The organism is Salinispora pacifica CNR114 (assembly GCF_000514775.1).
In the GTDB taxonomy this organism is placed as follows: Bacteria; Actinomycetota; Actinomycetes; order Mycobacteriales; family Micromonosporaceae; genus Micromonospora; species Micromonospora pacifica.
The window spans coordinates 1-26363 of the sequence record NZ_AZWO01000027.1 but is presented as its reverse complement, the minus strand read 5'-3'; the positions used below and the strand labels follow the sequence as shown (position 1 = coordinate 26363).

At 70.0% G+C, this 26363-nt stretch carries 24 protein-coding genes and 1 pseudogene; 17 read left to right on the top strand and 8 right to left on the bottom strand.

The window, feature by feature from the left end; translation table 11 throughout:
• Positions 1-407: 407 nt before the first annotated feature.
• The 4 genes from B118_RS32165 to B118_RS0117350 all read left to right on the top strand — a co-directional run bounded on the left by B118_RS32165 (position 408) and on the right by B118_RS0117350 (position 4613).
• Positions 408-1838 (top strand): NsdA family TPR-like regulatory protein, encoded by a 1431-nt coding sequence (locus B118_RS32165; RefSeq protein ID WP_238323973.1) that lies wholly within the window; start codon positions 408-410, stop codon positions 1836-1838.
• A 37-nt stretch (positions 1839-1875) separates the two neighbouring features.
• A complete protein-coding gene (locus B118_RS30595; protein WP_080645294.1) occupies positions 1876-2367 on the top strand; it encodes an SAM-dependent methyltransferase in 492 nt (163 codons plus the stop codon).
• 256 nt (positions 2368-2623) lie between these two features.
• Entirely contained in the window at positions 2624-3859 is a 1236-nt protein-coding gene (locus B118_RS0117355; RefSeq protein WP_028188312.1) for an MFS transporter, read from the top strand.
• Positions 3860-3872: 13 nt separating this feature from the next.
• Positions 3873-4613: a MerR family transcriptional regulator gene (locus tag B118_RS0117350; RefSeq protein ID WP_018812272.1), complete on the top strand. Its 741-nt coding sequence runs from the start codon at positions 3873-3875 to the stop codon at positions 4611-4613.
• Positions 4614-4843: 230 nt separating this feature from the next.
• Here B118_RS0117350 and B118_RS0117345 read toward each other — a convergent pair whose 3' ends face one another.
• Positions 4844-5020: a thiazolylpeptide-type bacteriocin gene (locus tag B118_RS0117345; protein ID WP_018215603.1), complete on the bottom strand. Its 177-nt coding sequence runs from the start codon at positions 5018-5020 to the stop codon at positions 4844-4846.
• A 151-nt stretch (positions 5021-5171) separates the two neighbouring features.
• On the opposite strand from B118_RS0117345, the gene B118_RS0117340 reads away from it, so the two are divergent.
• A complete protein-coding gene (locus B118_RS0117340; protein WP_018219601.1) occupies positions 5172-6452 on the top strand; it encodes an amidohydrolase in 1281 nt (426 codons plus the stop codon).
• A gap of 110 nt (positions 6453-6562) precedes the next feature.
• Here the strand turns inward: B118_RS0117340 and B118_RS32975 are convergent.
• From B118_RS32975 to B118_RS0117330, 3 genes and pseudogenes are all read right to left on the bottom strand, one after another.
• Positions 6563-6755, bottom strand: a pseudogene (locus B118_RS32975) (cell wall anchor protein); the annotation flags it as partial.
• A gap of 118 nt (positions 6756-6873) precedes the next feature.
• Positions 6874-7371, bottom strand: coding sequence for a DUF421 domain-containing protein (locus B118_RS0117335; protein WP_018219602.1), 498 nt, complete (start codon positions 7369-7371; stop codon positions 6874-6876).
• A gap of 41 nt (positions 7372-7412) precedes the next feature.
• A complete protein-coding gene (locus B118_RS0117330) occupies positions 7413-7943 on the bottom strand; it encodes a MarR family winged helix-turn-helix transcriptional regulator (RefSeq protein ID WP_028188313.1) in 531 nt (176 codons plus the stop codon).
• Between the two features lie 45 nt (positions 7944-7988).
• On the opposite strand from B118_RS0117330, the gene B118_RS0117325 reads away from it, so the two are divergent.
• The 3 genes from B118_RS0117325 to B118_RS0117315 all read left to right on the top strand — a co-directional run bounded on the left by B118_RS0117325 (position 7989) and on the right by B118_RS0117315 (position 9598).
• On the top strand, positions 7989-8789 hold the full coding sequence (locus tag B118_RS0117325) for a potassium channel family protein (RefSeq protein WP_018219604.1): 801 nt from the start codon (positions 7989-7991) through the stop codon (positions 8787-8789).
• Positions 8790-8900: 111 nt separating this feature from the next.
• Positions 8901-9311 (top strand): DUF1622 domain-containing protein, encoded by a 411-nt coding sequence (locus B118_RS0117320; protein ID WP_018219605.1) that lies wholly within the window; start codon positions 8901-8903, stop codon positions 9309-9311.
• Entirely contained in the window at positions 9308-9598 is a 291-nt protein-coding gene (locus tag B118_RS0117315; RefSeq protein ID WP_018812270.1) for a hypothetical protein, read from the top strand. The genes B118_RS0117320 and B118_RS0117315 overlap by 4 nt, the downstream gene beginning before the upstream one ends.
• An 11-nt stretch (positions 9599-9609) precedes the next feature.
• On the opposite strand, the gene B118_RS0117310 is transcribed toward B118_RS0117315, so the two are convergent.
• Entirely contained in the window at positions 9610-10482 is an 873-nt protein-coding gene (locus B118_RS0117310) for a hypothetical protein (RefSeq protein WP_028188315.1), read from the bottom strand.
• 131 nt (positions 10483-10613) lie between these two features.
• On the opposite strand from B118_RS0117310, the gene B118_RS0117305 reads away from it, so the two are divergent.
• From B118_RS0117305 to B118_RS0117295, 3 genes are all read left to right on the top strand, one after another.
• Positions 10614-12512 carry an AMP-dependent synthetase/ligase gene (locus B118_RS0117305; RefSeq protein ID WP_050592224.1) on the top strand — a complete coding sequence of 633 codons (1899 nt, stop codon included), beginning with the start codon at positions 10614-10616 and terminating at the stop codon, positions 12510-12512.
• A 147-nt stretch (positions 12513-12659) separates the two neighbouring features.
• Positions 12660-13511 carry a slipin family protein gene (locus B118_RS0117300; protein WP_018219608.1) on the top strand — a complete coding sequence of 284 codons (852 nt, stop codon included), beginning with the start codon at positions 12660-12662 and terminating at the stop codon, positions 13509-13511.
• A gap of 116 nt (positions 13512-13627) precedes the next feature.
• On the top strand, positions 13628-14872 hold the full coding sequence (locus tag B118_RS0117295; protein WP_028188317.1) for an MFS transporter: 1245 nt from the start codon (positions 13628-13630) through the stop codon (positions 14870-14872).
• Positions 14873-15021: 149 nt separating this feature from the next.
• Here B118_RS0117295 and B118_RS0117290 read toward each other — a convergent pair whose 3' ends face one another.
• On the bottom strand, positions 15022-16230 hold the full coding sequence (locus tag B118_RS0117290) for an MFS transporter (RefSeq protein ID WP_026270871.1): 1209 nt from the start codon (positions 16228-16230) through the stop codon (positions 15022-15024).
• 241 nt (positions 16231-16471) lie between these two features.
• Here B118_RS0117290 and B118_RS0117285 point away from each other — a divergent pair, with 241 nt between their 5' ends.
• Positions 16472-17770 (top strand): lycopene cyclase family protein, encoded by a 1299-nt coding sequence (locus B118_RS0117285; RefSeq protein ID WP_238323965.1) that lies wholly within the window; start codon positions 16472-16474, stop codon positions 17768-17770.
• Positions 17771-17799: 29 nt separating this feature from the next.
• Here the strand turns inward: B118_RS0117285 and B118_RS0117280 are convergent, their stop codons facing one another.
• Positions 17800-18027, bottom strand: coding sequence for a hypothetical protein (locus B118_RS0117280; RefSeq protein ID WP_018823124.1), 228 nt, complete (start codon positions 18025-18027; stop codon positions 17800-17802).
• Between the two features lie 82 nt (positions 18028-18109).
• Positions 18110-18979, bottom strand: a complete 870-nt coding sequence (locus tag B118_RS0117275; RefSeq protein WP_028193083.1) for a pentapeptide repeat-containing protein — start codon at positions 18977-18979, stop codon at positions 18110-18112.
• 237 nt (positions 18980-19216) lie between these two features.
• Between B118_RS0117275 and B118_RS0117270 the strand changes: the two genes are divergently transcribed.
• The 5 genes from B118_RS0117270 to B118_RS0117250 all read left to right on the top strand — a co-directional run bounded on the left by B118_RS0117270 (position 19217) and on the right by B118_RS0117250 (position 26210).
• Positions 19217-22012, top strand: coding sequence for a WD40/YVTN/BNR-like repeat-containing protein (locus tag B118_RS0117270; protein ID WP_018812263.1), 2796 nt, complete (start codon positions 19217-19219; stop codon positions 22010-22012).
• Between the two features lie 25 nt (positions 22013-22037).
• A complete protein-coding gene (locus B118_RS0117265) occupies positions 22038-22898 on the top strand; it encodes a carbohydrate ABC transporter permease (protein ID WP_018219615.1) in 861 nt (286 codons plus the stop codon).
• Positions 22895-24220, top strand: a complete 1326-nt coding sequence (locus B118_RS0117260; protein WP_027646194.1) for an ABC transporter substrate-binding protein — start codon at positions 22895-22897, stop codon at positions 24218-24220. The genes B118_RS0117265 and B118_RS0117260 overlap by 4 nt, the downstream gene beginning before the upstream one ends.
• A complete protein-coding gene (locus tag B118_RS0117255; RefSeq protein WP_028188320.1) occupies positions 24217-25272 on the top strand; it encodes an ABC transporter ATP-binding protein in 1056 nt (351 codons plus the stop codon). The genes B118_RS0117260 and B118_RS0117255 overlap by 4 nt, the downstream gene beginning before the upstream one ends.
• Before the next feature lie 68 nt (positions 25273-25340).
• Positions 25341-26210: a carbohydrate ABC transporter permease gene (locus B118_RS0117250; RefSeq protein ID WP_043541491.1), complete on the top strand. Its 870-nt coding sequence runs from the start codon at positions 25341-25343 to the stop codon at positions 26208-26210.
• Positions 26211-26363 lie beyond the last annotated feature (153 nt).

Genomic DNA, 26363 nt, shown 5'->3' with positions numbered 1-26363 from the left:
AACCGTGATGCCTGTTCCTGATCGGCGCAGGGGCCGGGAACGTCGCATGCCCGGCACCGGCCATGGGCGCTCGACACGCTATGCCGCTCCAGCACTGTCTGTGCGCGTTCGATCTGATCATCGCCGAAATACGTTGCCATCTGTACACCTCCCAGGTGGCGGGCGCGCGCCGTTGCAGCAACACGGCAGCCCGCGTCCGACGGCGCGCGCCTCACTCTCACCCGCCACCACGGCGATCAATACGACACGAAGCAGCGGGGGCCATCAACTGTTCCGTCGAGCACTCCTGATAGGACGTCTCACGTCTGTCGGCGCTTGGCGATCCTTCCGGAGTGATCGGCGGTACCTATAGCGAACCGCGAGTCATGTTCTGTGGGTATGCTCCCGAGCATCGAGAACCGGTGAACATGGTGAAAGATCACCAGTGGTGCGGGAGGCGACCTTTGGCGCGCAACAGCGTTGGCAACGCCAAGCTCGTGGCGGCGATTGCCGAAGCAGGCCTGTCCCACGCCCAAATTGCAAGGGTCGTCGCACAGGTCGCTATCGAGAGTGGAGTCACGGAGTGCGCTGGCATCGGCCGTTCCCATGTCTCGCACTGGGTTCGAGGCACGATGCCATCGGGACGGGCGCCGCTGATCTTGGTCGAAGCTCTGTCCAGGAAGCTCCAACGCGTCGTAACTCTCGAAAAGATCGGGCTACCACCTCAACCGTCGCTCTCCCCGGACGGGCTTGACTGGCACGCCGATACGCTGGTCGGGCTAACGGATCTGGGGAGAGTGGACGTGGACGCTGAGCGTAGACGGGTGCTGGCCACCGCCGCCTACTCACTTGCCGGGCTGACCCTGCCGAGCGGGTCGTGGTGGAGCGAGATGGTGAATCGGGGGCGCGCACGCGGGGGCGCCGAGGGGCGCGCGGTAGGGCGGAGCGACGTCGAAGCCGTTCGGGACATGGTGTCGTTGTTCTCCCATGTGGATCAACGCCGTGGTGGGGGTCATGCACGTACCGCTGTTGTTCAGTACCTCACGGCTGACGTATCCGTGTTTCTCCGGGGCCAATATGCGGACGAGCAGGTACGCCGAGACATGTTTACGGCGGCAAGCGAACTAGCGTATCTTTCAGGATGGATGGGGTTCGACAACGGGGAGCACGCGTTAGCCCAACGCTATTTCAGTTCCGCTGTCAAGCTTGCGGCCGAGGCCGGTGATCCAGCAATGGCGGCGCATGTCCTCCGTGCGATGGCCCATCAGGCGGTAGACCTGGGGCATCGCAGAGAGGCGCTCGAGCTTTCCGCCGCCTCTGTTGATCGAACGCGGTACCTCGCCGCTAGTCCACGTGAACGATCTTTGCTCGGCGTCGTTCATGCTCGTGCTCTTGCCGCTAATCGAGACGCCAAAGCTGCAGCCGAGGCGCTATTGCGGGCGGAGAGCGATCTTGCTGCGGCCTCTCAAGGGGACGATGAGCCGGGGCGGGTCTTCTTTTTCGGTCCGGCAAGCCTCGGTCACGAGACGGCTTGCGCGCTGCGTGACACCGGAGATCTCAGAGCTGCGATCAGCCAATTTCGCCTGAGCGTACGTACCCGCAAGGCGTCATCCTTCACCCGCACGCACGCGGTTACGCTTGGCTATCTCGGAATGGTGCAGGCTCGGCAGGGGGACCTAGAGGAAGCGTGTGCTACCTGGTCAAGATCGCTTGAGGCCATGGAGGGCGTTCGTTCTGGTAGGGCTCGACAGGTCGCAGCCGAGATGAGGGCCGCACTCTCGCCATTTCGGCAGACGAGGAGCGACGCTGTTGCTGAAGTCGATGCCCGCGCGGAACGCTATCTGGCCATCTTCTCGTAAGGTCCATGCATCTGCAGATCGGGACAGGGAGGTTCGAATGGGCGAGGCTTTCACCGTGGAACCAATCGCACACGTCGTGGGAGGAAGGACCGAACCGACTGACGACTACTGGGGAGGGGTAAGGGCAATCGTTCGAATCGACGAGAAGCGCTTCACCCCTGAATCTACCAAAGGGCTTGACGCGTTCTCTCACCTCGAAGTCGTTTTTCGCTTTCACCTTACGGACCCGACGGACCTTAACCTCGGCGCCCGTCGGCCACGAGACAACCCGGACTGGCCGGAAGTGGGTATCTTTGGCCATCGAAACATGAGACGGATCAACTGGCTTGGTGTGTCGCGCTGCCGTCTACTCAAAGTGGATGGCCTAGACCTTCACGTTGAGGGGCTTGATGCGGTTGACGGCACACCGGTGCTTGATATCAAGCCATGGTTTGTTGAGTTCGGTCCTCGTGGCGAGGTGTGTCAAGCGCACTGGACGACCGACATGCTCGGTCACTACTTCGCCACGCAGTCACCCCGCAAGGAATAGGGAATCGGTCGCATTGGCCCTTCGGTGTGCTGAGGACGGCGGGATCGGAGAGCGCTCTCGCCGCTAGGCGTGCCATGCGTGCTGTCATTACGTTCCGTTACATGCTCCGCGCGCAGCGACCCGGGCCCGCCGATGAGCTGGACGAGCGCGTGCCTCCCCGCTCGGAGGGGAGTTGGTTGATCGGGGCAGCGCCACACCTCCCCGACGGACGCCGTGGAGTTGACCCCGACGCGGCGTCATGGTTTGCGATGGTCGTATGAGCAAGGTGTCCTGGGCCTATTTGACCTCCTACGTCCTATCCATGCTGGGGAACTCCATCGCCGGGGTGGTCCTGCCGTTGCTGGTCCTGCAGATCACCGGCAGCGTGCTCGCCACCGGTGCGGTCGCCGTTGCCTCGGCGCTGCCCGCAGCCATTGCGGGGCTGGTCATGGGCGTGGTGATCGACCGGATCAACCGGCGTACGGCCGCCGTGCTCACCGATGTGATCTCCGCGCTCTCGATTGCCGCACTGCCCTTGGTCGACGCCACCGTCGGGCTCGCGCTCGGCTGGTTCGTGCTGTTCGCGGTGATCGGCTCGTTCGGTGACGTGCCGGGGCTGACCGCCCGGGAAGCGATGATCCCGGGCGTCATCCGGACCGGGCGGACGAGCGCCGAGCGGTTGCTGGGACTACGCGAGGCGCTCGGCGCAATGGTCATGCTGATCGGGCCGGCGGTCGGGGCGGTGCTGATCGCGGCGTTTGACGGAGCCGCCGTGCTGTGGGTGACCGCGGCGACCTCGGCCTCGGCCGCGGCGGTCACGATGCTCATCCCGCGCGAGGCCGGCGTGGTCCCGGCTGCGGTGACCCCGGCAGACGAGGCCGTGCCGCAGCGGGTGATGCTGCGCGACGGCTGGCACACCCTGCGCCGTTCGCCGTTCCTGCTGGCCACCACCCTGATCAGTGCCGGTGTGGTGGTGGTTCTGGCCGGCTTTCAGGCGCTGGTCCTGCCGGTATACTTCACCCTGCAGCAGCGGCCTGAGCTGCTCGGACTGGTGCTCAGCTCGCTCGCTGTCGGGCTGCTGATCGGCGGCGGGACGTACGCCGCGGCGGGCAGCCGGGGCCGGCGGCGTAGCTGGTTCCTGACCGGAGTGCTGATCATGATCGCCGGCTTCAGCGCTATGGCGACGCTGGCGAGCCCGTGGCTCGTGCTCGGCGCTGCGGCCCTGGTCGGGCTCGGCAACGGGCTGTTCGGCAGCCTGATCGGCGTGCTCATGGTCGAGCGAATTCCGGACGCGATGCGCGGTCGGGTGATGAGCCTCCAGAACTCGCTGCTCACCCTCGCCCCGGCACTCGGCATGGGCGGTGCCGCGCTGCTGGTCGCGGAGTTCAGCGCTCGGACCGGCGCGATCGTCCTCGCCCTCATCTGGCTCATCACCGGCGTCGCCGCGATCGGCGCACGGGCACTGCGCGACCTGGAACCAAGGCCGGCACCCGAGGCCGAACTAGTAAGTTGACCTGGAGGAACGGATGAACAGCGGCGAAATCGCCCGGCTGGCCGGAGTCAGCGTCCGCACCCTGCGGCACTACCACCAGGTTGGGGTCCTTCCCGAGCCGGCACGGCGGGCGAACGGTTATCGTGAGTACACGGTGCACGACCTGGTGCTGCTGCTGCGCATCCGGCGGCTGGCCGAGATCGGCATCCCCCTCGACGAAATTCCGCCGATACTGGGGGCCAGCGACCGGGCCCACGCTGTCCTCGACGAGCTCGACCGCGAACTGGCCGACCAGATCGATCGGCTCACCGCCCGCCGCGAGGTGATCGCCCAGCTTCGCGCCGCCGGAGCCGCCGCGGACACGCCGTCGGAACTGGCCGGCCTGCTCGCGAGCATTGGCAGCGGCGGCGGCCCGGACCTGCCGCCAGAGATACTCAAACACGACCGCGAGGTAATCCTGCTGCTGCACCACCTCCTGGACAACAAGGGGCGGGCCGCGTTGATCGGTCTGCTCAGTCAGGCCACCGAGCCGGACGTGCTGGCGGCCACCACCGCGCTGGCCGCCCGGTTTGCCGCGCTCGGGCCGGACACCGGCGATGAGGAGATCGACCGGCTGGTCGCCGACTACCACCTCGCCTTGCGCCCGCTGAGCGTCGACGGGTGGACGGAGTTGGATCCGCGGACCCGTGCGCTGCTCATGTCGTACCAGGAAGTGGCTTTCAATGACGCCCAGCGTGAGCTTCTCGTCCGGCTGGCCAGTGCCGATCAACCGTGAACGACTGCGCCGTACCCGCACCCGTCGTCACCCCGGCTGACCTGGGCGTGGGACGGATCAGCACCGGCTCGCTACTCCTCCGCAGCCCCGGCGGCAGCAGTGGAAACAGCCGTGGCCGTCCGCGACGGCCCTACCGGGCGACGGGGCCTACGTCCTACGCGAAGATCAATGCCTGGTCGTAGAACGTCGGGCCACCCCTTCCGGATGGCCCGACGTCGTACTGCTGTTGCTCAGGCCGAGCAACTGGTGGTGGAGGTGGTGCTGCTGCAGGTCGAGGTGGTGGCCGACGAGGAGCAGGAGGCGAGGATCGCCTCGGACGCGTCGGCGTAGTCGGAGATCGCGAAGGTCTCCGACTCCAGCTCCATGATCTCCTCGGCGAGGGCGTTGAGGTCGGTGTCGTGCTCCATGGTGACTCCTCCCGGTCGCGGCCGGCCGGCTTGTCCGGTCGGCCCACCGCAAGCACACCCCAGGGCGCTTACCGATCGCGTGGTGCCGCTGTCACACATCACTGTCGCCCGATGTCAGTGGAATGACAGCGGCGTCGGCTTGGCTGACCGCATGGCACTCGTAGCAGCCGATGCCGCCGAGTCGGCCGGCCCGCCGGTTGGTCGGGAGATCATTGCCGCCGCGGCCCGGCTCTACCGCGACCTGCATGCGCATCCGGAGCTCTCCGGGGCGGAGGAGCGCACCGCGGCTCGCTTCGCGGCTGCGCTACGGGGGGTTGGGTACCAGGTCACGACCGGAGTCGGTGGGCATGGCGTGGTCGGGGTCCTGCGCAACGGGGCCGGCCCGACCGTCCTGATCCGGGCAGAGCTCGACGCGCTTCCGGTCGCCGAGGAGACCGGCCTGCCGTACGCCAGCACCGCTACCGGCGTAGCCGCCGACGGCCGGACCGTACCGGTCATGCACGCCTGCGGGCACGACCTGCACCTGGCCGCGGCGGCCGGCGCCGCCGCCCACCTGGCCCAGGGCCGGGACGGCTGGCGGGGGACGCTGCTGATCCTGGGACAGCCGGCCGAGGAGACCCTGCACGGTGCGGCGGCCCTGATCGCCGACGGCCTCTACGAGCGGTTCGGCCGACCCGACCTGCTCCTGGCCCAGCATGCCGCGCCGCTACCGGCGGGAATGGTCGCCCACGGCGCCGGCGCGATGACGGCCGGCTGTATCACTGTGGACGTCACCGTACCCGGACGGGGTGGGCACGCGGCCACCCCGCATCTCTGCGTGGATCCCGTGGTGCTCGCCGCGAACATCGTCGTGCAGTTGCAGGCGCTGGTGGCCCGCCAGGTCAACCCGGCTGATCAGGTGGCGCTGACCGTCGGAACGCTGCGCGCCGGCCACCATCCGGGGGTCATCGCCGACGAGGCTGCCCTCGGGCTGACGATTCGGGCGTTGCGTGAGCCGACCCTGGACCGGGTGCTGGACAGTGTGACCCGAGTCGTGCGGGCCGCCGGTGCGGCCGCCGGCAGCCCGCGCGAGCCGACGGTACGTGTCGTCTCGCGTACTCCCGGCTATGTGGGGGATCCGGCGGTGACTGCCCGGGTACGGGATGCCCACGCGGGCGTGTTCGGGTCGGAGCGGGTGGGCTGGTGGCCACCGTCCCTGGCGGCGGAGGACTTTCCGCTGCTGGCCGCCGGGGGGATACCGAGCAGCTACTGGATGCTCGGCACGGTGGGGCCGCGACAGTGGCGGAGGGCGCCCGGGGCCAACGCGGCCGAGAAGCTGGGCAACCTGCCGACGAATCACAGCCCGGCCTTCGCTCCCAGCGTCGAGCTGGCGCTGCCGACCGGTGTGACGGCCCTGGTGGTTGCGGCCCGACCGCTGCTCGCCAGCAGCTGACCAGCAGCCCAGGTGATGCTGGTGGGGTGGACTGGCTGCCGGGGCAGGTGTTGGTGCTGGTGTAGCCGGCGTGCCACTGTCGGCGCCAGCCCCGTCCCCAGCTGACCCTACAGATTGTCACCCCAGGCGCGGATGGTGCCCGACGCGGCGGGGGCGGTGACAGCGTGTTCTGGGCGACCGCAGGCGACACGGCGATCGTCTGCGTGACCGCTACCGCCATCGTGAGCAGACACCATCCGGCGATGGCCCATCGCGCCCAGCCGCGCCGGAGCCATGGGCTGACTGCTGGCCGAGCTTCCGCATCGCTCCAACCCTCAGGTGGACAAGAGTCGCTAACCGGACAGGCGCTATTGCTGACCAGCTATCCATCCTGTTCGTGGAGAAATGCCGCAGCCACCGCGACCAAGACTGATGGCTGAGGTCAGGGCCGGGTGCCGGAGTCGCGGCGGATCACGCTGAACTGGCCGTCCGACTCCATTCGCATCTCCCGGACGTCAGCCAGGCTGTCGATGCCCTGCTCGCGTAGCTGCCCGTACAACTCGTCTTCGGTGACCAACTCCCGGCGCATGTTGCGGTGCAACATCCGGCCATCGCGGACCAGGGCCAGTGGTTTCGGTCGGATCAGTCGGGCGGCGGGTTGCCAGCGGTAGGCGACGGCGTCGAGCAGGTACGCCCAACCGATGATCACCGCGACCAGAAGCACCCCGTCGGCGAGTGAGGTGTAGCCGTTCGCCATGCCGTTCTGCGCGGCGTCGGCGATCAGCACGATGACCAGCAGGTCGGTCATACCGGTGGTGCCGCTCTCCCGCTTCAGCAGGACCCGCAGCAGGAAGAACAGCGTCAGGTACATTACGCTGCCCCGGACGATGATCTCCAACAGCGGAGCGTCCGGCGTGAAGACCGCCCGCCAGTCGACCACGGCAGCGGCTACCCGACGACGGCTGCGTCATGCCGGTGAGCTCAGCGCGTTGCTCCGCCACACCTTTCCCAGTCCTGCCGCCACTGCCGTTCATCCGGTTCGCCCGCGGCGGCCACCAGCGCCTCCAGCGTGCCGATCAGCCCGACCTCGGGCGCGGTGCCGGTCACCGCGACCAGCCGCCGGATCTCGGCGCTACGGCGTCGAACGACCTCGCCGACCAGATCCCGGCCCGCGACAGTCAGGCTGAGCCAGGACACCCGGCGGTCGCTCTCGCCGGTCCGTCGGGTCACCAGCCCCCGTCGGGCCAGACGATCACAGGCGCGGGTGACGGTGGAGGGATGGACGTGCAAGCTCGTGGCGAGGTCAACGACCCGGACCGGCCCCCCGGAGACGAGAAGGACCAGAATTCGGTACTGCGACATCGTGAGGTCGACATCGAGGGCGTCGAGCGTACGGACGGTGACGCCGACCAGGGAGCGGCACAGCGCTGCCAGCGCGTCTACCAGTGGTTCGTCTACCTGACGCTCGTCCACCGCCGTCGACGACCCCATTGGCTCCACGTAGAGTCGCATCGGCCCATAGTTACACGGATACTCGCACCACGGTCGGGGGCGATCATGGATAACACCGGCTCCATCAGTCGGCGGGAGCAGCGGGCCGCGAGCTGGGAGCGTCTGACCGCGCTGCCGTTGACCGTTTTCTCTCTGGTCTTCCTGGCCGCATACGCTGCGCCGATCCTGGATCCGCAGCTCAGCCCGGCGTGGATCACGGTCTGTCAGGTGACCACGCTCACCACCTGGCTGGTGTTCTGGCTCGACATGGCTGTTCGATTCATCCTGCACACACAGCGGCGACGCTTCCTCCGGGAGCACCTGTTCGACCTCGCCGTTCTGCTCCTGCCGATGCTCCGTCCGCTGCGGGCGCTGCGGTTGGTGACAGTGGTGCTCTCGCTCAGCCGGCGGACCGAGGCCTGGGTTCGCGGCCGGCTCGGCATCTACGTCGCCGCGACCACGGTGTTGCTGGTGGGCGTGGCCTCCCTGGCGGTCCTGGACGCCGAGCGGCAGGCTCCGGACCCGTCCATCACCAACTACGGCGATGCCCTCTGGTGGGCGGCCGTGACCATCACGACTGTCGGCTATGGCGACTTTTATCCGGTCACCCCGGAGGGGCGGCTGGTGGCGGTCGGCCTGATGATCGGCGGCATCGGGCTGATCGGTTTCGTGACCGGCTCGCTCGCCACCTGGATCGTGGACCGGGTGACCGGGCGGGACCGGCACCCGGCAGCGACCGCCGAGGACGTCGCGGCGCTGCGCCAGGAGATCGCGGCGCTGCGCCAGCAGCTCGACCCGTCGGTCGGCGCCGGCTCCGCCGACGCGGTGGCCCCGCCGGTGCAGCCGGCCCGGACGACCCACACCTGACGGGAAACCTTCGGCGGATGGCACCGGCCGTCGGGGCGGTGTCGGCCGACGGCGACGCGATCGGGTGTTGTCCCGGCGTGCCGGCGCTCGCGGCGGCATGGAGCCGCTGGTATGGATGGCATGGCCGACCAGCATTGGTTCTTGGAAGCGGTGGACCTCCTGGTGCGAGTGGTGGAGGCCGCCGGCATCCTCATCATCTTCGTCGGGGCGATGCTGGCGTTCGTCCGGTTCTTACTTGCGGGGTTGTGGCACCGGCGGAGCCGGGCGTTCGTGCCGATCCGGCTGACTCTCGGCCGGTTCCTGACCCTCGGGCTGGAGTTTCAACTCGCCTCGGACATTATGCGTACCTCGGTCGCCCCAACCCTGGTGGACATCTCCGAGCTGGCCGCGGTGGCGGCGATCCGAACCGCCCTGAACTTCTTCCTCGCCCGTGAGCTCAAGCAGGAGCGCCGCGAGATCGCCGAGTTCGGCTCGCACCGGTCCGCCGACCCGAACCGGGCGGGTGAGGAGCCCACCACGTGAACACCCTGGTCGAGTACGCCACCCTGGCCTGTATCGCCGCGGGCATCGGCTCGGCCGCGGTGGTCCTGCTGGTGTCCCGGGATGGGCTTCTAGCCCTGCACGTCGGCCTCGACCTGTGGTTGGCCGCCAGCCTGCTGCGGCTCGCCCCGGCACCGGTGGGGGAGAACCTGCTCTACGTGGTGGCGATCATAGTGATCCGCCAGCTGGTCCGAGTGGGTTTGACCGCCGGCCGCAGCCAGTCCGGGCCAGCGGAGCGTGGGTTGTCGCAGCGCCCCTCCGTCCGCTAGGCGCACCGCCGTCAGTCGTCCTGCCGCCAACTGCCCGGCGTGCGCGCCGGGTCGTGCCCCAGCCCATAGCCGGCGTGGATCTCGACCGCGCTCACCCCGAGCGCATCGAGACCTCGGTTGAGCTCACGCTCCGCCCGGAACTCGGCAGTCACGTACTGCTCCCCTTCGACCGCGATCGCGGGAGCCCAGCCGCTGCGACCAAGCGCGGTCACGGCCGTGTGCACCGCCACCCACGGGCGGTGCCCGGTGACACCGACCAGTGCGTACACCCGGGTGAAGGACACGGGTCGGCTGATCTCGGCAAAACCGCTCCGATCACAGGTCCGCCTACCGACCCGGTTGGCGAGTGTCGTGGCGACCTCGATGGCGTGGTCCGCGTTGCTGTTCGGCACGTCAACGACCAACGCCACCTGTGCGGCCGCTTGCTCTCGCAGCCAGCTCTGGATCCACTGCGGGACCTCTCCCGCCTCGGTGTCGGTGCCACCGTCGGGATCCGCATCGGTCTCCTCTGACCGGTCGATATCGACGTCACCCGCCGCGTCGGCATTCGCATCGACGTTCCAGTACCCGGTGTCCCGGAAGCGAGCGACCGCGTCGTTCCAGGCGAGAGCGGCCGGTTCGGTGGGGCTGTCGGACTCTGGTGGCGCCGGCTCATTGCCGGACAGGAACCCACGTACGAAGTACCGGGTCTGCGCGGAGCAGTCGCTGATCTCATCCTTCGACACCCGGGTACGGATACCGCGCTCGGCGCAATAGGCGTACATCCGTCCGGGGGACGTGTGGGGGTTGCCGTCGAGGAGATAGTGCCGGCCGCACTGCTCGGTGTCGAACCACAGTTCGGGGTCCACGTCCGGCGGCAATGGTGGGCGAGAGGGGGAGGGCATCCGCGAAAGATAGACCGTTCCGATGGCGGAGCCGAGCGCTTTTCCAGCGTTGACGGCGTCTTACCACGTCGGCGCGGCACCCGGGCCGGTTTGCCGGTAGTTCCGCCGCCGGTGCCGCCGCCGGTCGCACGATGGGTGGTACGAGCGCCGGCACGCCAGGTGCCGGTGGTGAAGCTACCGGGGGTAGCAAGGTGCAGGAGGTTGTGGTCTCGCCGGTGGAGGAGATCGGCGGGGTGCTGCCGGGGCTGGCCGAGCAGGTGTGGACCAACGCCCGGGAGGAACCGGAGGCGGTGCAGTTCGTCCGGCCCGCACCGGTGTCCCGCGCCTGGCCCGCACGGCGCTCGGTGCGCGGTGGGGATGTGCCGGTGACGTGTGCCCAGTTCCGGGACGACGTGCTCAGCCTCGCCCGCGGCTTCCTCGCGGTCGGGGTGGGGCACGGTGACCGGGTCGGGCTGGTCAGCCGCACCCGGTACGAGTGGACCCTGGTCGACTACGCCCTCTGGGCGATCGGGGCGGTGTCGGTGCCGGTGTTCGAGACGGCCAGCGCGGACCAGCTCGGGTGGATCCTGTCGGACGCGGGCGTGGTGGGCTGCGTGGTGGAGACCGCCGGCCAGGCCGAGCTGGTCGCCGGCCAACGTTCGGAGCTGCCAGCGCTGCGCGCCGTGTGGCAGATCGACGCCGGTGACCTGATCGATCTGACCGACCAGGGGCGTGCGGTTGACGCCGCGGTGGTTGACGGCCGGCGTCGTCGGGTGACCGGCGGTGACATGGCCACGATCGTCTACACCAGCGGCACGACCGGTCGGCCAAAGGGCTGTGTGCTGACCCACCGTTCCATCCACTGCGACGTGAGCGCCGCGGTCTCGGTGCTGCCGCAGCTGCTACACGCCGGGGCGACCACGGTGTTGTTCCTGCCGTTGGCTCACGCGTTCGCCCGGATGATCCAGGTCGGGGTGGTGCAGACCCGGAGCACCATGGTGCACACCGCCGACATCGCGGGTGTGCTGGAGCAGCTGCGCCGGCACCGGCCGACGTTCGTCCTGGCGGTGCCCCGGGTCTTCGAGAAGCTGCACAGTCGGGCCCGGCAGAGGGCCGAGGAGAGCCACCGGGGCTGGTTGTTCCGGCTCGCCGAGCGGGTGGCGGTGCGGTACAGCCACGGCCTCGATCGTTCCTGGGGCCCGAACCCCCTGCTCCGGCTCGCCCGAGGCGGGTTCGACCTGCTGGTGTACCGGAAGCTGCGGGCCGCCCTGGGTGGTCGATGCTCCGCGGCGATTGTCGGCGGCGCGCCGCTCGGCGAATGGCTGGGACATTTCTTCCGGGGCGCGGGCCTGCTGGTGCTGGAGGGGTACGGACTCACCGAGGCCTCCCCGGCGTTGACGGCGAACACGCCGACGACACAGCGGATCGGCACGGTCGGTCGACCCCTGCCGGGGGTGAGGATCCAGATCGCCGACGATGGTGAGATCCTCGCCCGCGGCGATCCGGTCTTCCCGGGGTATTGGAACAACGCGGAAGCAACCCGGGCGGTGTTCACCCAGGACGGGTGGATGCGGACCGGTGACCTGGGAGAGCTCGACTCGGACGGATTTCTGCGGATCACCGGGCGGCAGAAGGAGATCATCGTTACCGCCTCGGGGCAGAATCTCGCGCCCGCGCCGATCGAGGAGGCGATCCGCGCGCACCCGTTGGTCAGCCAGTGCATGTTGATCGGCGACGGTCGCCCCTACGTCGTCGCGCTGATAACCATCGATCCGTCCGCCTGGGATCGCTGGCGTTCCGAGCACGGCCGCTCGGACGACGCGACCGTGGCCGAGCTGCGGGACGACCCGGAGCTGTGTGGCGAGATCCAGGCGGCCGTCGACCGCGCGAACGCGACCGTTTCCCGGGCCGAGCAGGTCAAGACCTTCCGCATCCTGCCGCGGGATCTCACCGAGTCCGATGGCGAACTCACCCCCATTCTCAAGATCAAAAAAAGTGTGGTCGAGGAACACTTCAGCGAGGATGTCAACGCCCTGTACCAGGGCCACTGAGCTGGGCGGGGCGCTCGCGTCCGTGCCCGGCAACAGGGCCCACCGAACCGGGTGGGCGCTGGCGTCCGTTGGGCCCGGGCGGAGCTGATGTCCGTCCGGGCGAGGGCCGCGACGGGGGAGCCGTGGCGGCGTACCGGAAGGGGTGCCATGGCAGCCGGCTTCATCGGCGTGGTGATCGTGCTTGTCGTTCTGGCGCTGCTCGGCGCCCTGAGCCTGCGGATCGTGCAGCAGTACGAACGCGGGGTGGTCTTCCGCTTCGGACGGGTGGTGCTGCCCGTCCGGGAACCCGGCCTGCGGCTGATCATTCCAATCGTGGACCGGATGGTCCGGGTGAGCATGCAGACCACGGTGATCGACGTGCCGGCGCAGGGAGCGATCACGCGGGACAACGTGACCCTCAAGGTTGACGCGGTGGTCTACTTCCGGGTCGTGGACCCGGTGAAGGCCCTGGTGAACGTGGAGAAGTATCCGGCAGCGGTGCTCCAGATCTCGCAGACCGCGCTGCGCTCGGTGATCGGCAAGGTGGACCTGGACACCCTCCTCGCCGACCGGGACAAGGTCAACGCCGACCTCAAGTCGGTGATCGACGACCCGACCGAGGGGCCGTGGGGGCTGAACATCGAGCGGGTCGAGGTCAAGGACGTCTCGCTGCCGGAGGGGATGAAGCGGTCGATGTCCCGGCAGGCCGAGGCCGAGCGGGACCGACGGGCCCGGGTCATCGCCGCCGACGGCGAGTACCAGGCGTCCCGGCGGCTCGCCGACGCCTCCCAGACCATGGCCAACACCCCGGGGGCCTACCAACTGCGGCTGCTCCAGACCGTGTCCGATGTGGCGGCGGAGAAGAACAGCACCCTGGTGATGCCCTTCCCGGTGGAGCTGCTGCGCTTCTTCGACAAGTACGCCCGCGGCGCCCCGACCGACCAGGAGGAGGCGGAGCAGGCAGCCGCGTTGGCCGGTGACGGGCACCGCCGCGACGGCGGGCCGCGTCCGGCCCGGTGAACGGCTACCATCGGCCGCATGATCTGGCGACATTGATCCACCGCTGAGTGCCCTTCCCGTGGGCCACCGCGGTCGCCGTACCTCCGGCGTCCGCACTCACCCCACGGGAAGAAACGATGATCTTCGACACGACTCCACTGCGAGGTGGCCCGCACCCGGGCCCGACCGCCTCGCCCGACCGGCGGGTCCGGTCACTCGCGGCGGCCCTCTACGGGTACGCGTTCCTGCGCGACCTCGTCCTGCTCTACCCCGTCTACCCGCTGCTGTTCACCGACACCGGTCTGACGGTGTGGCAGATCTCGACCCTGTTCGTCATCTGGTCGGCCAGTTCGATCGTGCTGGAGGTCCCCTCCGGGGCGTTGGCCGACGCCGTCTCCCGGCGGCTGCTGCTCTGCCTCGCGCCGCTGGTGACCGCCGTCGGCTTCGCGCTCTGGACACTCGTGCCCTCGTACCCGGCCTTCGCGGTGGGCTTCCTGCTCTGGGGAGTCGGCGGCGCGCTCGCCTCCGGTGCGTTGGAGGCCCTGGTCTACACCGGCCTGGACCGGCTCGGCGCGGCCAGCCGGTACGCCCGTGTCATCGGCCGGGCCCGCACCGCGGAAACCCTCGGTGTGTTGGCCTCCCTCGTGTTGGCGGCGCCGGTACTCGCTCTCGGCGGCTACCCCGCTCTCGGCGTGGCGAGCGTCCTGGCCTGCCTGGTGGCCGCCGCCGTCGCCACCCGCCTACCGGAGCACCGCGAGCCGGCCGCCGGGCCGGGCACCGACCCCGACGACGGTGAACCCGGCTGGTGGTTCTCCCTGCGGGGCGGGCTGGCCGAGGCGCACGCCGACCGGACGGTGCGCGCGGCGGTGCTGCTGGTCGCCGCCGTCGCCGCCGGATGGGGGGCGCTCGACGAGTACCTTCCGCTGTTGGCCCGAGACGTCGGGGCGAGCGGGCCGACCGTGCCGTTGCTGCTCGTACTCACCTGGGTTGGTGTCGCCGTCGGCGGTCTGCTCGCCCCGGCGGGGGAGCGGCTGAGCCGTCGCGGGTACGCCGGCCTGATCGGTGGGGCCGCCGGGGCGCTCGCCGCCGGCGCGCTGATCGGTCACCCGGTCGGTTTCCTGCTGGTGGGCGTCGCCTTCTGCGGTTTCCAACTGGCCACTGTGCTCGCCGACGTCCGGCTCCAGGCGCGGATCGGCGGCCCGGCCCGCGCCACCGTAACCTCGCTCGCCGGGATGGCGACCGACACGACGATCATGGCGTGCTACGTCGGGTACGGCCTGCTCGCCACCGTCGCCGGCAACCGGGTCGCGTTCGCGGTGGCGGTGGCGCCCTACCTTGTCGTGGCGCTGCTGGTGGCCGTCGTCCGACCGGTCCGCCGATGACCCAGGCTGTGGATGTGACGGCAGGTACGGCGGTCCGTGTCGTCGCCCCGGCCCGCCCGGTGGAGCTGCTGCGCTTCTTCGGCAGGTACGCGGGCGGCGCCCCGACCGACCAGGACGAGGCCCGGGCGGAGCGGGGCGCCCCGGACGCGTCAGACGACCGATGCCGTACGCAGCGGTCGCCAGGCGATGACAGCGATGAGCGCCAGCACGGCGGCGGCGGCCCAGAACGGTGTGGTGAGTCCCCACGCCCCGGCGAGCAGGCCGCCGAGAAGCGAACCGAGGGCCGCTCCGCCGAGATCGAGTAGCGAGTAGACGCTGCCGACCCGGCCGAGCAGGTGCGCGGGCACGACGCGTTGGCGCAGCGTAACCACGATGACGCCCCAGACCATGGTGTGGATCCCGAAGACGATCAGAACGGCGGCGGCGACGAGTGGGGTTGTGGTGATCGCCAGGGTGACGTGGGTGACGAACTCGACGACGAGGCCTGCGCGGAGCAGGGTGCCGGCCCCGACGATCCGTTGTAGCCGCGGCGCGAGGACGGTACCGACCAACCCGCCGACGGCGAAGGTGGTCAGGAGGAAGCCGAAACCGAGGTCGGACAGGCCCAGTCGCTGCCGGGCGTAGAGGACCAGGGTGGCGAAGGCGGCGCAGAACGCGAGGTTCGCCAGCCCCATACTCACCGCTAGCGTACGCAGCAGTCGATGTCCGAACAGCCAGCGGACACCGTCGGTGATCTCCTCCCGCAGGCTCCGGCGCGGTGCCGCCGGCGGGAGCGCGGGGACCGGCCGGATCGTCGCCACCAGCGCCGCGGCCACGGCGAAGGTCAGGGCGTTGACGCCGAACGGCGCGGCGGCGGCGATGACGAACAGCCACGCCCCCAGCGGCTTGGCGACGAACTGGTTGGCGATGGTGAAGGTCGCCATCAGCCGGGCGTTGGCGCTGGCCAGCTGGTCCGGTGCCACGATGGCGGGCAGGAACGCGCCGGCGGCGGTGTCGGCCAGGGTCTCCCCGGTGCCGAGGAGGAAGAACACCGCGTAGACCAGAGCGACCGTGGCGGTGTCGGTGGCGACGGCGAGGGTCAGCGCGGTGAGAGCCGCGGCGCGCAGCGCGTTGACGGCCACCACCAGCTTGCGGCGGTCCAGCCGGTCCACGTAGGCGCCACTGATCAGGGCGAACAGCAGCCAGGGCAGTTGTTGGACGAAGACAGCGCCACCGATGAGCGCCGGATTGGTGGTGATGGAGGCGACCAGCAGCGGACCGGCCGCCATGGTGACTCCGTCACCGATGTTGGATACGGCTGAGGCGGTCCACAGCTTGGTGAAATCCGCGCCGAGACGCGCGGATACAAGGGCACGCAAAATAGCTCCTCGAGCAAGGAAAAACGGTCGTGGTGGGAGCGACCGCTTCGCGGCGAGGAGCGCCACACCGTGGGGTCTGAGCCCGACGGTGGAACCGGCTAGCGCGCGGTGTGCTCTCGCGGCGAAGCGGTGACCGTGACCTTGCCCTGGCGCATGCCAACTCCTAACTGTCGATCACGGCCAGGATAGCCGCGATCGGGCGGATGCGAGAACCGCTCAGCTGACCCGGCGACGCCGATGGATGCGGGGCCGCCGGTCCGGCCGGCGAACCCGACCGTGGGTGTGGCAGCGTGTACGGGTGCCCACCGTCGACGTTGACCTCGCCCTGGTCGGAGTGGGCGGCGCGGGCTCCCTCGTGCTCGCCGCCCTGGCCCGGCGGGGCGTGCGTGGCCTACGGGTGGCGGTGATCGATCCGGTGCAGCGTCGCGGGGCGGACCGGACCTGGGCCTTCTGGGGCCGACCCGACGACGGGCTCGACCCGCTGCTGACCGCGAGCTGGTCACAGGTGGAGGTGACGACCCCCGAGCGGCACCGTGTGCTCGACCTCGCCCCACTGCGGTACGCGATGCTGCGCTCGGCCCCCGTCTACGACCGGGCCGCCCGCGCCGAGCGGCGGCTCGGCGCGGTCCGCGTCGGCGCCCCGGCCGAGGCGGTCGAGGACGACGGCGACCGGGTCACCGTCCACGCCGGCGGATCGACGTTGCGGGCAGCCTGGGTCCTCGACTCCCGGCCGCGCCCACCCCGGCGGGCCGGGCGTACCAACTGGCTGCAGCACTTCCGTGGCTGGTGGCTCGAGGCCGACCGGCCGCTCTTCGACCCGGGTCGGGCGGTGCTGATGGACTTCCGTACCCCGCAGCCGGATCGGGGGGTCTCGTTCGGGTACGTGCTGCCGGTCAACGACCGGTACGCGTTGGTCGAGTACACCGAGTTCACCCCCGGCCTACTCACCGACGCCGGCTACGACGCGGCGCTGACCGCGTACCGGGACCGGCTCGGGCTGGACCCGGCCCGGCTGCGAGTGCGGGAGGTGGAGAACGGGGTGATCCCGATGACCGACGGTCCGTTCGACCCGCGGCCCTCGCCCCGGGTGGTCCGCCTCGGCACCGGCGGTGGCGCCACCCGACCCTCCACCGGCTTCACATTCGCCGCCATGCACCGGCAGGCGGGGCAGATCGCCGCGGCGCTCGCCGCTGGGCGGGCACCGGTGCCGGCACCCGCGTACCCCCGCCGGCACCGGTGGCTGGACGCGGTCGCGCTGCGCGCGTTGGACCGGGGCCCGCTGGCGGGCCCCGACTTCTTCGACCGGCTCTTCGACCGCAACCCGACCGACCGGGTGCTGCGCTTCCTGGACGGGACCACCAGCCTGGCCGAGGAGGCCGCGCTGATGGGCACCACCCGGCTGGCGCCGATGCTCGCCGCCACCGCCGGTGATGCCGCCGCCCGGCTGCGGGACCGGCTCCTGCCCTGGCGGCGTCCCACCGCCGGGCAGATCCCGCCGCCGGTCACCGGCGCGCCGCGACACCTCCAGCCGGACGAGTGACCCACGCCGCCGGACCTGCGTGCCGCGGTTCACTCCCGGTTCGGGTCAACGGCCCCGGACACGTCAGCCACGTCGTAACCGGCCCGACTGATCTCCCGCGCCGATCGCCGGTCTTCGGCGGGCAGGTCCGCGAAGTCGTCACCGACGTCCTCGGTCTGCGGCAGCGACTCGCCCGGCGGCCGAAGCGACGCCTCCATCGCCGGGACGCCGTCCGGTTCGTCCGTGTCGGCCAGGTCGAAGCGGTGTTGCTCGGTCATGGCGCACTCCCGCCCGTTGGCTTGCGGTGACCGCCCCGGCCACCGCACCTGCCGCGGCGACCGAAGCCGGCTTACCCCGGGCTCACCTACCCGGACGCCGCCCGGGGAAACGCGGGGAGCCGTCGCGGGCGCGCCGTGGGGCTGCCCAGTGCGTGGGTCGGCTGCGCCGCGGCGGAAGACCGGTGGCCCGGTCGCCGCGGGCCGCATCCAGCTGTGACTGGTGCACGAAGAGAGCGCCCGACAGGTCCGCGCCACGTAGGTCGGCCCCGCGTAGGTCCGCGCCGGTGAGGTCCGCGTCGGTCAGGTCAACTCGGCGTAGGTCGGCACCGACCAGCTGGGCGCCGCGCAGACTCGCCCGACGCAGGTCCACTCGGCGCAGGTCGGCGCCGAGCAGGGCGGCGCCGCGGCGGTCGACGCCGGGCCGGCCACCCCGGGCCCGGGCCTGGTCGCCGGCTTGGGCCAGCAGCGGAACGACTCCGCGCCGGTGCGCGTCGACGGCCAGCGACCGCAGCGACTCCGGGTCGCCGCCGGCCAGCCGGTCGGTGGCGGCGAGCGCCTCAGCCAGCGCGGCCCGCAGTGGCGCGGGCAGCTCCATCGTCAGTGCCTCGGTCAGATGCCAGAGCAGTTCGTGGAGCGGCCGTACCACGGTGAAGATGTCGAACATCGCCTGGGCGGTGGGCTGGTCGTCCCGCCAGTCTCGCCCCCCGAAGGTCACCTGGGTCACCCGCTGACCGGCGCCGAAGCAGTCGAAGACGGTGCAGCCGGGGAAGCCGCGGCTGCGTAGGTCGGTGTGGATTCCGCAGCGGAGGTCCGGCCGCAGGTTCGGGCAGGGACGCCCGGCCGGCTTGTCGATCGCGAAGTCGGCCGAGGCGGCGAAGGCGGGCGCCACGCAGCAGATCCCCACGCATCGGGAGCAGTCGGCGCGCAGCTCCTCCGGACCGACCGCTGTCATGGTGACCGATCCTCCTGCCGTGGCACTCGATGCGAACCTCCGATTGTGCCACGGCGTCGGACGTGCACCGGTTTGCGGTGACTGCGTGGTGGCGTTCATCCACGAACATCGACTTAGTTTCGGCAGGGGATTGTGCCCTCCCGACCTTCTCTGACATCCTCCCGGATGGACGCTGCCAGTGACGGTTGCCAATCCCGGAGGCCGCGCTGCGGCGACGCCTTCTTCGGGAGGAACCTTGTGAAGCGCAGACGTCGCCAGCTACTTGCCGGACTAGCGATCGTCGCCCTCGCCGCGACGACGGGTGTTGCCGGAATCCACCTCGCCGGCACCGAAGTGCCGGCCGCCGCCGCGGCGACCGGGGACGGCGAGTTACCGAACGCCCTCGGGGCCCACCTGGAGCAGATGCGTCGGTCGATACCGGGCAACGACGGCATGTCGGTGGACGGTCCGGGCGGCGCCGCACAGCAGGAGTTCCTCAAGCGGGCCTACCCGGCCAACGAGGTGAGCCTCGCCGAGGTCGACCGCTCGAAGGCGGCGTTCGCGGCGGCGGAGCGCCGGTTCCGGGGCGGCCAACGGTGGACCAACGTCGGGCCGAGTGAGGCGGTGTACCCGTTCACCGAGTACCGCAACGCCTTCAACTACGTTCCCAACGAGTACGTCGCCGGTGGCCGGGTGACCTCTCTCGACATCAGCCCCGACTGCAACCGGTGGCTCTGCCGGGCGTACGCCACGCCCTCCGGTGGTGGCGTCTGGGGCACGCTCAACATCCTCGCCGCCGAGCCGAAGTGGTTCTACCTGGGCGGGCCCCTCGGCATCAACGCGGCCGGATCGGTCAAGATCGACCGTAATGACCGGACCGGGCTCACCATCTACGTCGGTACCGGTGAGGCCAATATCTGCGGCTCCGGGTGTGTCGCCGGTGTCGGTCTCTACCGCTCCACCAACGGCGGTCTGACCTGGCAGGGCCCGCTCGGCAAAGAGGTGCTCGCCGGCAAGGGAATCGCCGAGATCACCATCGAGCCGGACGACCCGAAGACAATCTACGTCGCCACCACCACCGCGTTGCGCGGCATGTCCAGCGCCTGCTGCACGGGCGTGACCCGACCGGTGCCCGACGCCGAGAAGTGGGGGCTCTACAAGACCACCGACGGTGGCGAGAACTGGAGCTTCATCCACAACGGCTCGGCCGCCGCCACCGACTGCACCGGCGACGCCGAGGAGTTCGGCAACAACGCGGTCTGCTCGCCACGCGGCGTCCGCTACGTCAAGCTCGACCCGGAGAACTCCGACATCGTGTACGCGTCGTCGTACGCCCGTGGTGTCTGGCGCTCCCCGGACGCCGGAGCCAGCTGGACGCAGATCAAGCCGTCGCTCAACCCGGACCTGTTCCAGACCCGGGCCGCCATCGACGTCACCGCCCTGCCCAACGGCAAGACCCGGATGTACGTCTACGAGGGTAACTTCGGCAACCCGTACTCGCGGTTGCTGCGCAGCGACGACGTGGCCGGCGGAACCCCCACGTTCACCGACCTGAGCAGCTCGAACCCGGCAGACCCGGGGTACGCCACCTACAACCAGTGCACCGGCCAGTGCTGGTACGACATGTTCGTGCACACCCCGCCGGGGCATCCGGACATCGTCTACACCGGTGGCTCCTACGTCTACGGTGAGACGGTCGCGCACAAGCGGGCCGTCGTCCTCTCCACCGACGCCGGGGTCAGCGGCACCGACATGACCTTCGACGGCACCGACGAGCTGCACCCGAACGGGCTGCACCCGGACCAGCACGCGATCGTGACCCACCCGCGTGACCCGTACCAGTTCTTCGAGGCCAACGACGGCGGGATCATGCGCTCCAGCGGTGACTTCGTCGACCGATCCGCCTGGTGTGACAACCCGGACCGCAACCTGACCACGGCGGCCCAGCAGGATCGCTGCAAGCAGATGCTCTCCCGGATTCCGAGCAAGCTGGAGAGCGTCAACAAAGGCATGAACACGCTGCAGTTCATCAGCCTCTCGGTCAGCCCGCACGACGTGAACCTGCTGCAGGGCGGCACCCAGGACAACGGGACCTGGGAGAACAACGGCGAGCGGCGGCGCTGGTCGAACACGATGATCGGTGACGGCGGTGCCTCCGGCTTCGACGTCGGTAAGCCCGAGTTCCGCTTCCACACCTTCTTCAACGCGTCGCCGGAGGTGAACTTCGCCGGTGGTGACATCGCCGAGTGGATCTGGACCGCGGATCCGATCTACGGCCAGCCGGGCACCCTCTTCTACGCGCCGGTGATCAGTGACCCGGTGGTCAGCGGCACGATGTTCGCCGGTACCGGTCGCTCGGTGTACCGGACGAAGACCTTCGGACTGGGCGACCGGAGCATCGAGGAGGCCAACCGGATCTGCAACACCTGGACCGGCACCTTCGAGGAGCAGTGCGGGGACTGGGAGGAGTTGGGCCCCACGCCGCTCACCGACGGGGCGTGGGGGGACCGGGCTGGCGGGGCGGTCTCGGTGGTCCAGCGGGTCGACACCGACTCCGCCACCGCCTACGCGGCCACCAGCACCGGTCGGGTCTTCGTCAGCCACAACGTTGACGCCGAGTCGGCCGCCGAGGTGACCTGGACCCGGATCGACAACCCGGAGACCCCGAACCGCTTCGTCACCAGTGTCCACATCGACCCGGATGACCCGAACCGGGCATGGGTCTCCTACAGCGGCTTCAACTCGAACACGCCGGAGACGCTCGGGCACGCCTTCGAGGTGACGACCGCCGGCACGACGGCGACCTGGACCGACCGTTCGCACGACTTCGGCGATCAGCCGATCACCGACCTGGTCCGGGACGACGTCACCGGTGACCTGTACGCCTCGACCGACTTCGGTGTGTTGCGGCTGGCCGAGGGGGCAAGCAGCTGGACCAAGGCCGGCGGTGGCATGCCGAATGTGGAGGTCGCCGGGCTCACCATCGTGCCGGGCGAGCGGGTCCTCTACGCGGCCTCGCACGGCCTCGGCGCCTGGCAGCTCAACCTGAAGTAGGTCGATCATTCACACCACCAACCGGGTGGGGGGCCGCACCAGCGGCCCCCCACCGCTGTCCGGGAGGATCGGCCGGATCTGGCGTGCCCTGGGTGCGTTCTTCGTTGTGCTCGTCTTCGTCCCGCCGCTCCTGCTACTGGTCTCGGGCTCGCTCACCGAGCCCGGCCTGCCACCGTCCCCCACCCCGCAGTTGATTCCCGATCCCGTCTCCACCGCCGGCTACCAACAGGCCCTGGCGGTCGGCGGGGTGCTGCGGGCCGCGCTCAACTCGCTGCTGGTCGCGGTCGTCGCCGTGCCGCTGAGTGTGCTGGTCGCCGCGCTGGCCGGCTTCGCGCTGGCCCGGCTCGCGCCCCGGCGGGCCGCGCTCGTCGTGGTGGCCTCCCTGGTGGCCCTGATGGTGCCGGCCACCGCACTGCTGGTACCCCGGTTCGCGATCTTCCGCGTGCTCGGGCTGACCGATACGCTGGTGCCCTTGATCGCACCGGCGCTGTTGGGTACCTCACCGCTCTACGTCCTGGTCTACTACCTGGCCTTCCGGGCGTTGCCGCGGGACCTCCACGACGCCTGTCTGGTGGAGGACATGACTCCGATGGGCATCTGGTGGCGGGTCGCGCTCCCGATGGTGCGTCCGGTCACCGCCGCGATCACCGCCCTGACCTTCGTGTTCACCTGGTCGAACTTCCTCGATCCACTGATCTATGTGTACGACCGTGACCTGTTCACCCTGCCCTTGGCGCTGCGTTCGCTGTCGGTGCTGGATCCGACGAACTTCCCGGTGTTCCTGGCCGGGGCGGTCCTGGCAACCGGCCCCGCCGTGCTGGTCTTCGGGTTCGCCCAGCGCCGATTCTTCCACCACGACGACCAGACAGGACGGAACCGGCCATGAGAAGACCCAAGGCGCTGCTGGCGGCGCTGCTCGCGACGGTGCTCTTCGGGTCCGGCTGCGCGACCGGACCCGGGGCCGCCGCCGACGGGCCGGTGCGGCTGCTGGTCTTCGGTGCTCCCGAGGAACTGGCCGCGTATCGCACGCTGATCGAGGCGTACGGTCAGGCGCGGCCCGGTAGCGAGGTGCAGCTGATCGAGGCGAGCGACCGCAAGGACCTGCTGGCCCGGCTCGCCACCTCGGTCGCCGGGGGCGCCCCACCGGACCTGTTCCTGATGAACTACCGCTTCTATGGCCAGTTCGCCGCGAAGAACGTGGTGGAGCCCCTGGACGAGCGGATCGCCGCCTCCGAGAAGGTGAATCCCGTTGACTACTATCCGGTGGCGATGGAGGCCTTCAGCTGGGGCGGTAAACAGCTCTGCCTGCCGCAGAACGTCTCCAGCCTCGCCGTGTACTACAACCGCACCCTCTTCGCCAAATACCAGGTCTCCGAGCCGAAGGCGGGCTGGACCTGGAACGACATGGTCGGGACCGCCATCGCGATGACCCGGGACGACCGTGGTGTGGTGGTCAGGGGCACCGAGAGCGAGGGGGCCGCTGTCCGCCCGGCCGTGCACGGGCTCGGCGTCGAGCCGTCGATCATCCGGGTCGCCCCGTTCACGTGGTCCGCCGGTGGTGAGATCGTCGATGACCCGGACCGACCGACCCGCCTCACCCTGGACACCCCGACCGGCCGGGAGGCGCTGAAGAACCTGGTCGACCTCCGCCAGGCGTACGGGGTGGTGCCCACCGACGAGGAGGTCGAGGCGGAGGACGACGAGTCCCGCTTCGCCAACGGTCGACTCGCCATGCTGATGTCCTCGCGGCGCTCCACCACCACCTTTCGCTCAATCACCGACTTCGAGTGGGACGTCGCCCCGCTGCCGGTCTACCAGGACCAGGTCGGGGTGCTGCACTCGGACGCGTACTGCATGACCCGGGGTGCCAAGCGAAAGGACGCGGCGTGGCGGTTCCTGGAGTTCGCCATCTCCGCCGAGGGGCAGCAGATCATCGCCGCCACCGGGCGGACGGTGCCGTCGCACATCGGTGTCTCGCAGTCCCCGGTGTTCCTCGACTCGTCCCAGCCGCCGCGCAACGCGACGGTCTTCCTCGACACGATTCCCACTCTCCGGACGTTGCCGACCATCTCCACCTGGCCGGAGGTCGAGGACGTGACCGCCGGGATCCTGGAGAACGCGCTGTACCGGGGCGACCGGTTGGACGAGGTCATCCGCGCCCTCGATGAGCGGACCCGCCCACTGTTCGCCCGTGGTGAGCACGGGTGAGCGATGCCGGTCTGACCCATGACGCCGGACTGACTCTGGACGGAGTGAGTGCCGCCTACCGGGGCGTCACCGTTCTGCAGCAGATGCGGCTGACCGTGGCCCGGGGAGAACTCCTGGTGGTACTCGGCCCCTCCGGCGCCGGCAAGTCGACGCTGTTGCGGGTGGTGGCCGGCCTGGAGCCGGTCACCACCGGGCGGGTCTGGATCGCCGGCCGGGATGTCACCGCCGACCGTCCGGGCCGGCGCAACGTGTCGATGGTCTTCCAGTCGTACGCCCTCTTTCCCCACCTGACCGTCGCCGAGAACATCGCGTTCGGCCTGGTGGTGCGGGATGTCCCGAAGGCGGCGGCCCGGGCACGGGCCCGGGCCGCCGCCGAGCAGGTCGGCGCGGCACACCTGCTCGGCCGGCGACCCGGGCAGCTCTCCGGCGGCGAGCGACAGCGCGTCGCGTTGGCCCGGGCGTTGGTGCGGGAGCCGGACGTCTTCCTCCTCGACGAGCCGCTGTCCAACCTCGACCTTTCGCTGCGGGTACAGATGCGGGCCGAGTTGCGGGCCCTGCACGAGCGGCTCGGCGCCACGATGGTGCACGTCACCCACGATCAAACCGAGGCGCTGGTGCTGGCCGACCGGATCGCGGTGCTGCGCGACGGCCGGGTGGAGCAGGTTGGTACGCCGGACGAGATCTGGCACACCCCGGCGAGCCGGTTCGTGGCTGGCTTTGTCGGCTCCCCGGCGATGAACGTGCTCCCCAGCTCCGGCCCGATTCACCCGTCCGGTGCTCCGCCGGCGGGGATGGCCGGCGACCGGGAGATCGGATTCCGCCCGGAGGCGGTGGTGTTGGGGGGATCCGACGGCGTGCCGGCGACCGTTGACCGGGTTGAGGTGGTCGGCACGGACGCCTACGCCTACCTCACCCTCCGCGCCGGGAACCCGGTGGTGGCCCGAGTGCCCGCCGCCCACCGGCCCGCGCGCGGGGATGCGGTTCGAGTCGGGGTCCGCTGGACTGATACGCACGTCTTCGACGCCACCACCGGGCTGCGGTGTACCTCTTGAGGGTGAGTAGGGAGCGGTCACGCGCCGGGGCAGGGCCGGCGGCGCGTGGGCACCGGCAGGTGGCGGTGATGCTGGCGCCGTATCTGGTCGGCCTGGTCGGTCTGGTGTTGTTCCCCGCCGCGGTCACACTCGCCCTGGCCTTCACCGAATACGACCTGGTCAATCCGCCGAGCTGGGCCGGGTTGGCGAACATCACCGAGTTGGTGACGGACCCGGTGTTCCGGGTCGCGCTGACCAACTCGCTGGTGTTCGCGTTGGTGGCGGTGCCGCTTCGGGTGCTGCTCGCACTGGGCCTGGCGCTGCTGCTGCATCGCCGGTCGTTCGGGAGCCGTCCCGCCCGGGTCGCGGCGCTGCTGCCGACCGCGGTACCCGAGATCGCCTATGGCCTGCTCTGGCTCTGGCTGTTCAACCCCTTGTACGGCCCGATCAACCAGCTGTTGCGGGTCGGCGGCGAGAACGGGTTGACCGTGTTGGGTCGTACCCCGCCGCAGTGGCTCACCGATCCCACCGACGCCCGCGCCGCGATCATCCTGATGAGCGTCTTCACCATGGGCGAGACCTTCGTGGTGTTGCTCGCCGCCCGGCGGGCCCTGCCAGCGGATGTCTATGCGGTGGCGGCCTTGGAGGACGCGACCGGTTGGGACGTCTTCCGCCGGGTCACCCTGCCGTTGATGGCGCCGGTGTTGGCCCTGCTGGTGGTGCGGGATCTGATCGCCAGCCTGCACTTCTCCTTTGTGCCGGCGTTCGTGGTGACCGACGGCGGCCCACCGCCGTATGCCACCACCTACCTGTCGTTGTTCATCTACCGCACCGGCTTCGAGTACCTGCGCTACGGCTATGCCGCCGCCGCGACGTTGGTGATGATGCTGCTGACGGTGGCGGCGGTGGTGCTGCAGTGGCGGCTGTTCCGCCGCTACCGGGCCTTCTATCGGCTGTGATCACTCAGGGCCTGTCGGTTCCGTGGCTTCCGTCGGACTCTTAATCCGCGGGTTCGGGGTTCGAGTCCCTGGCGGCGCACCAACGAGCAAGGCCCTGACCTGGTACTTCTGTGCCGGTCGGGGCCTTCTTCGCGTACGGCGGTGGTGGCTGGT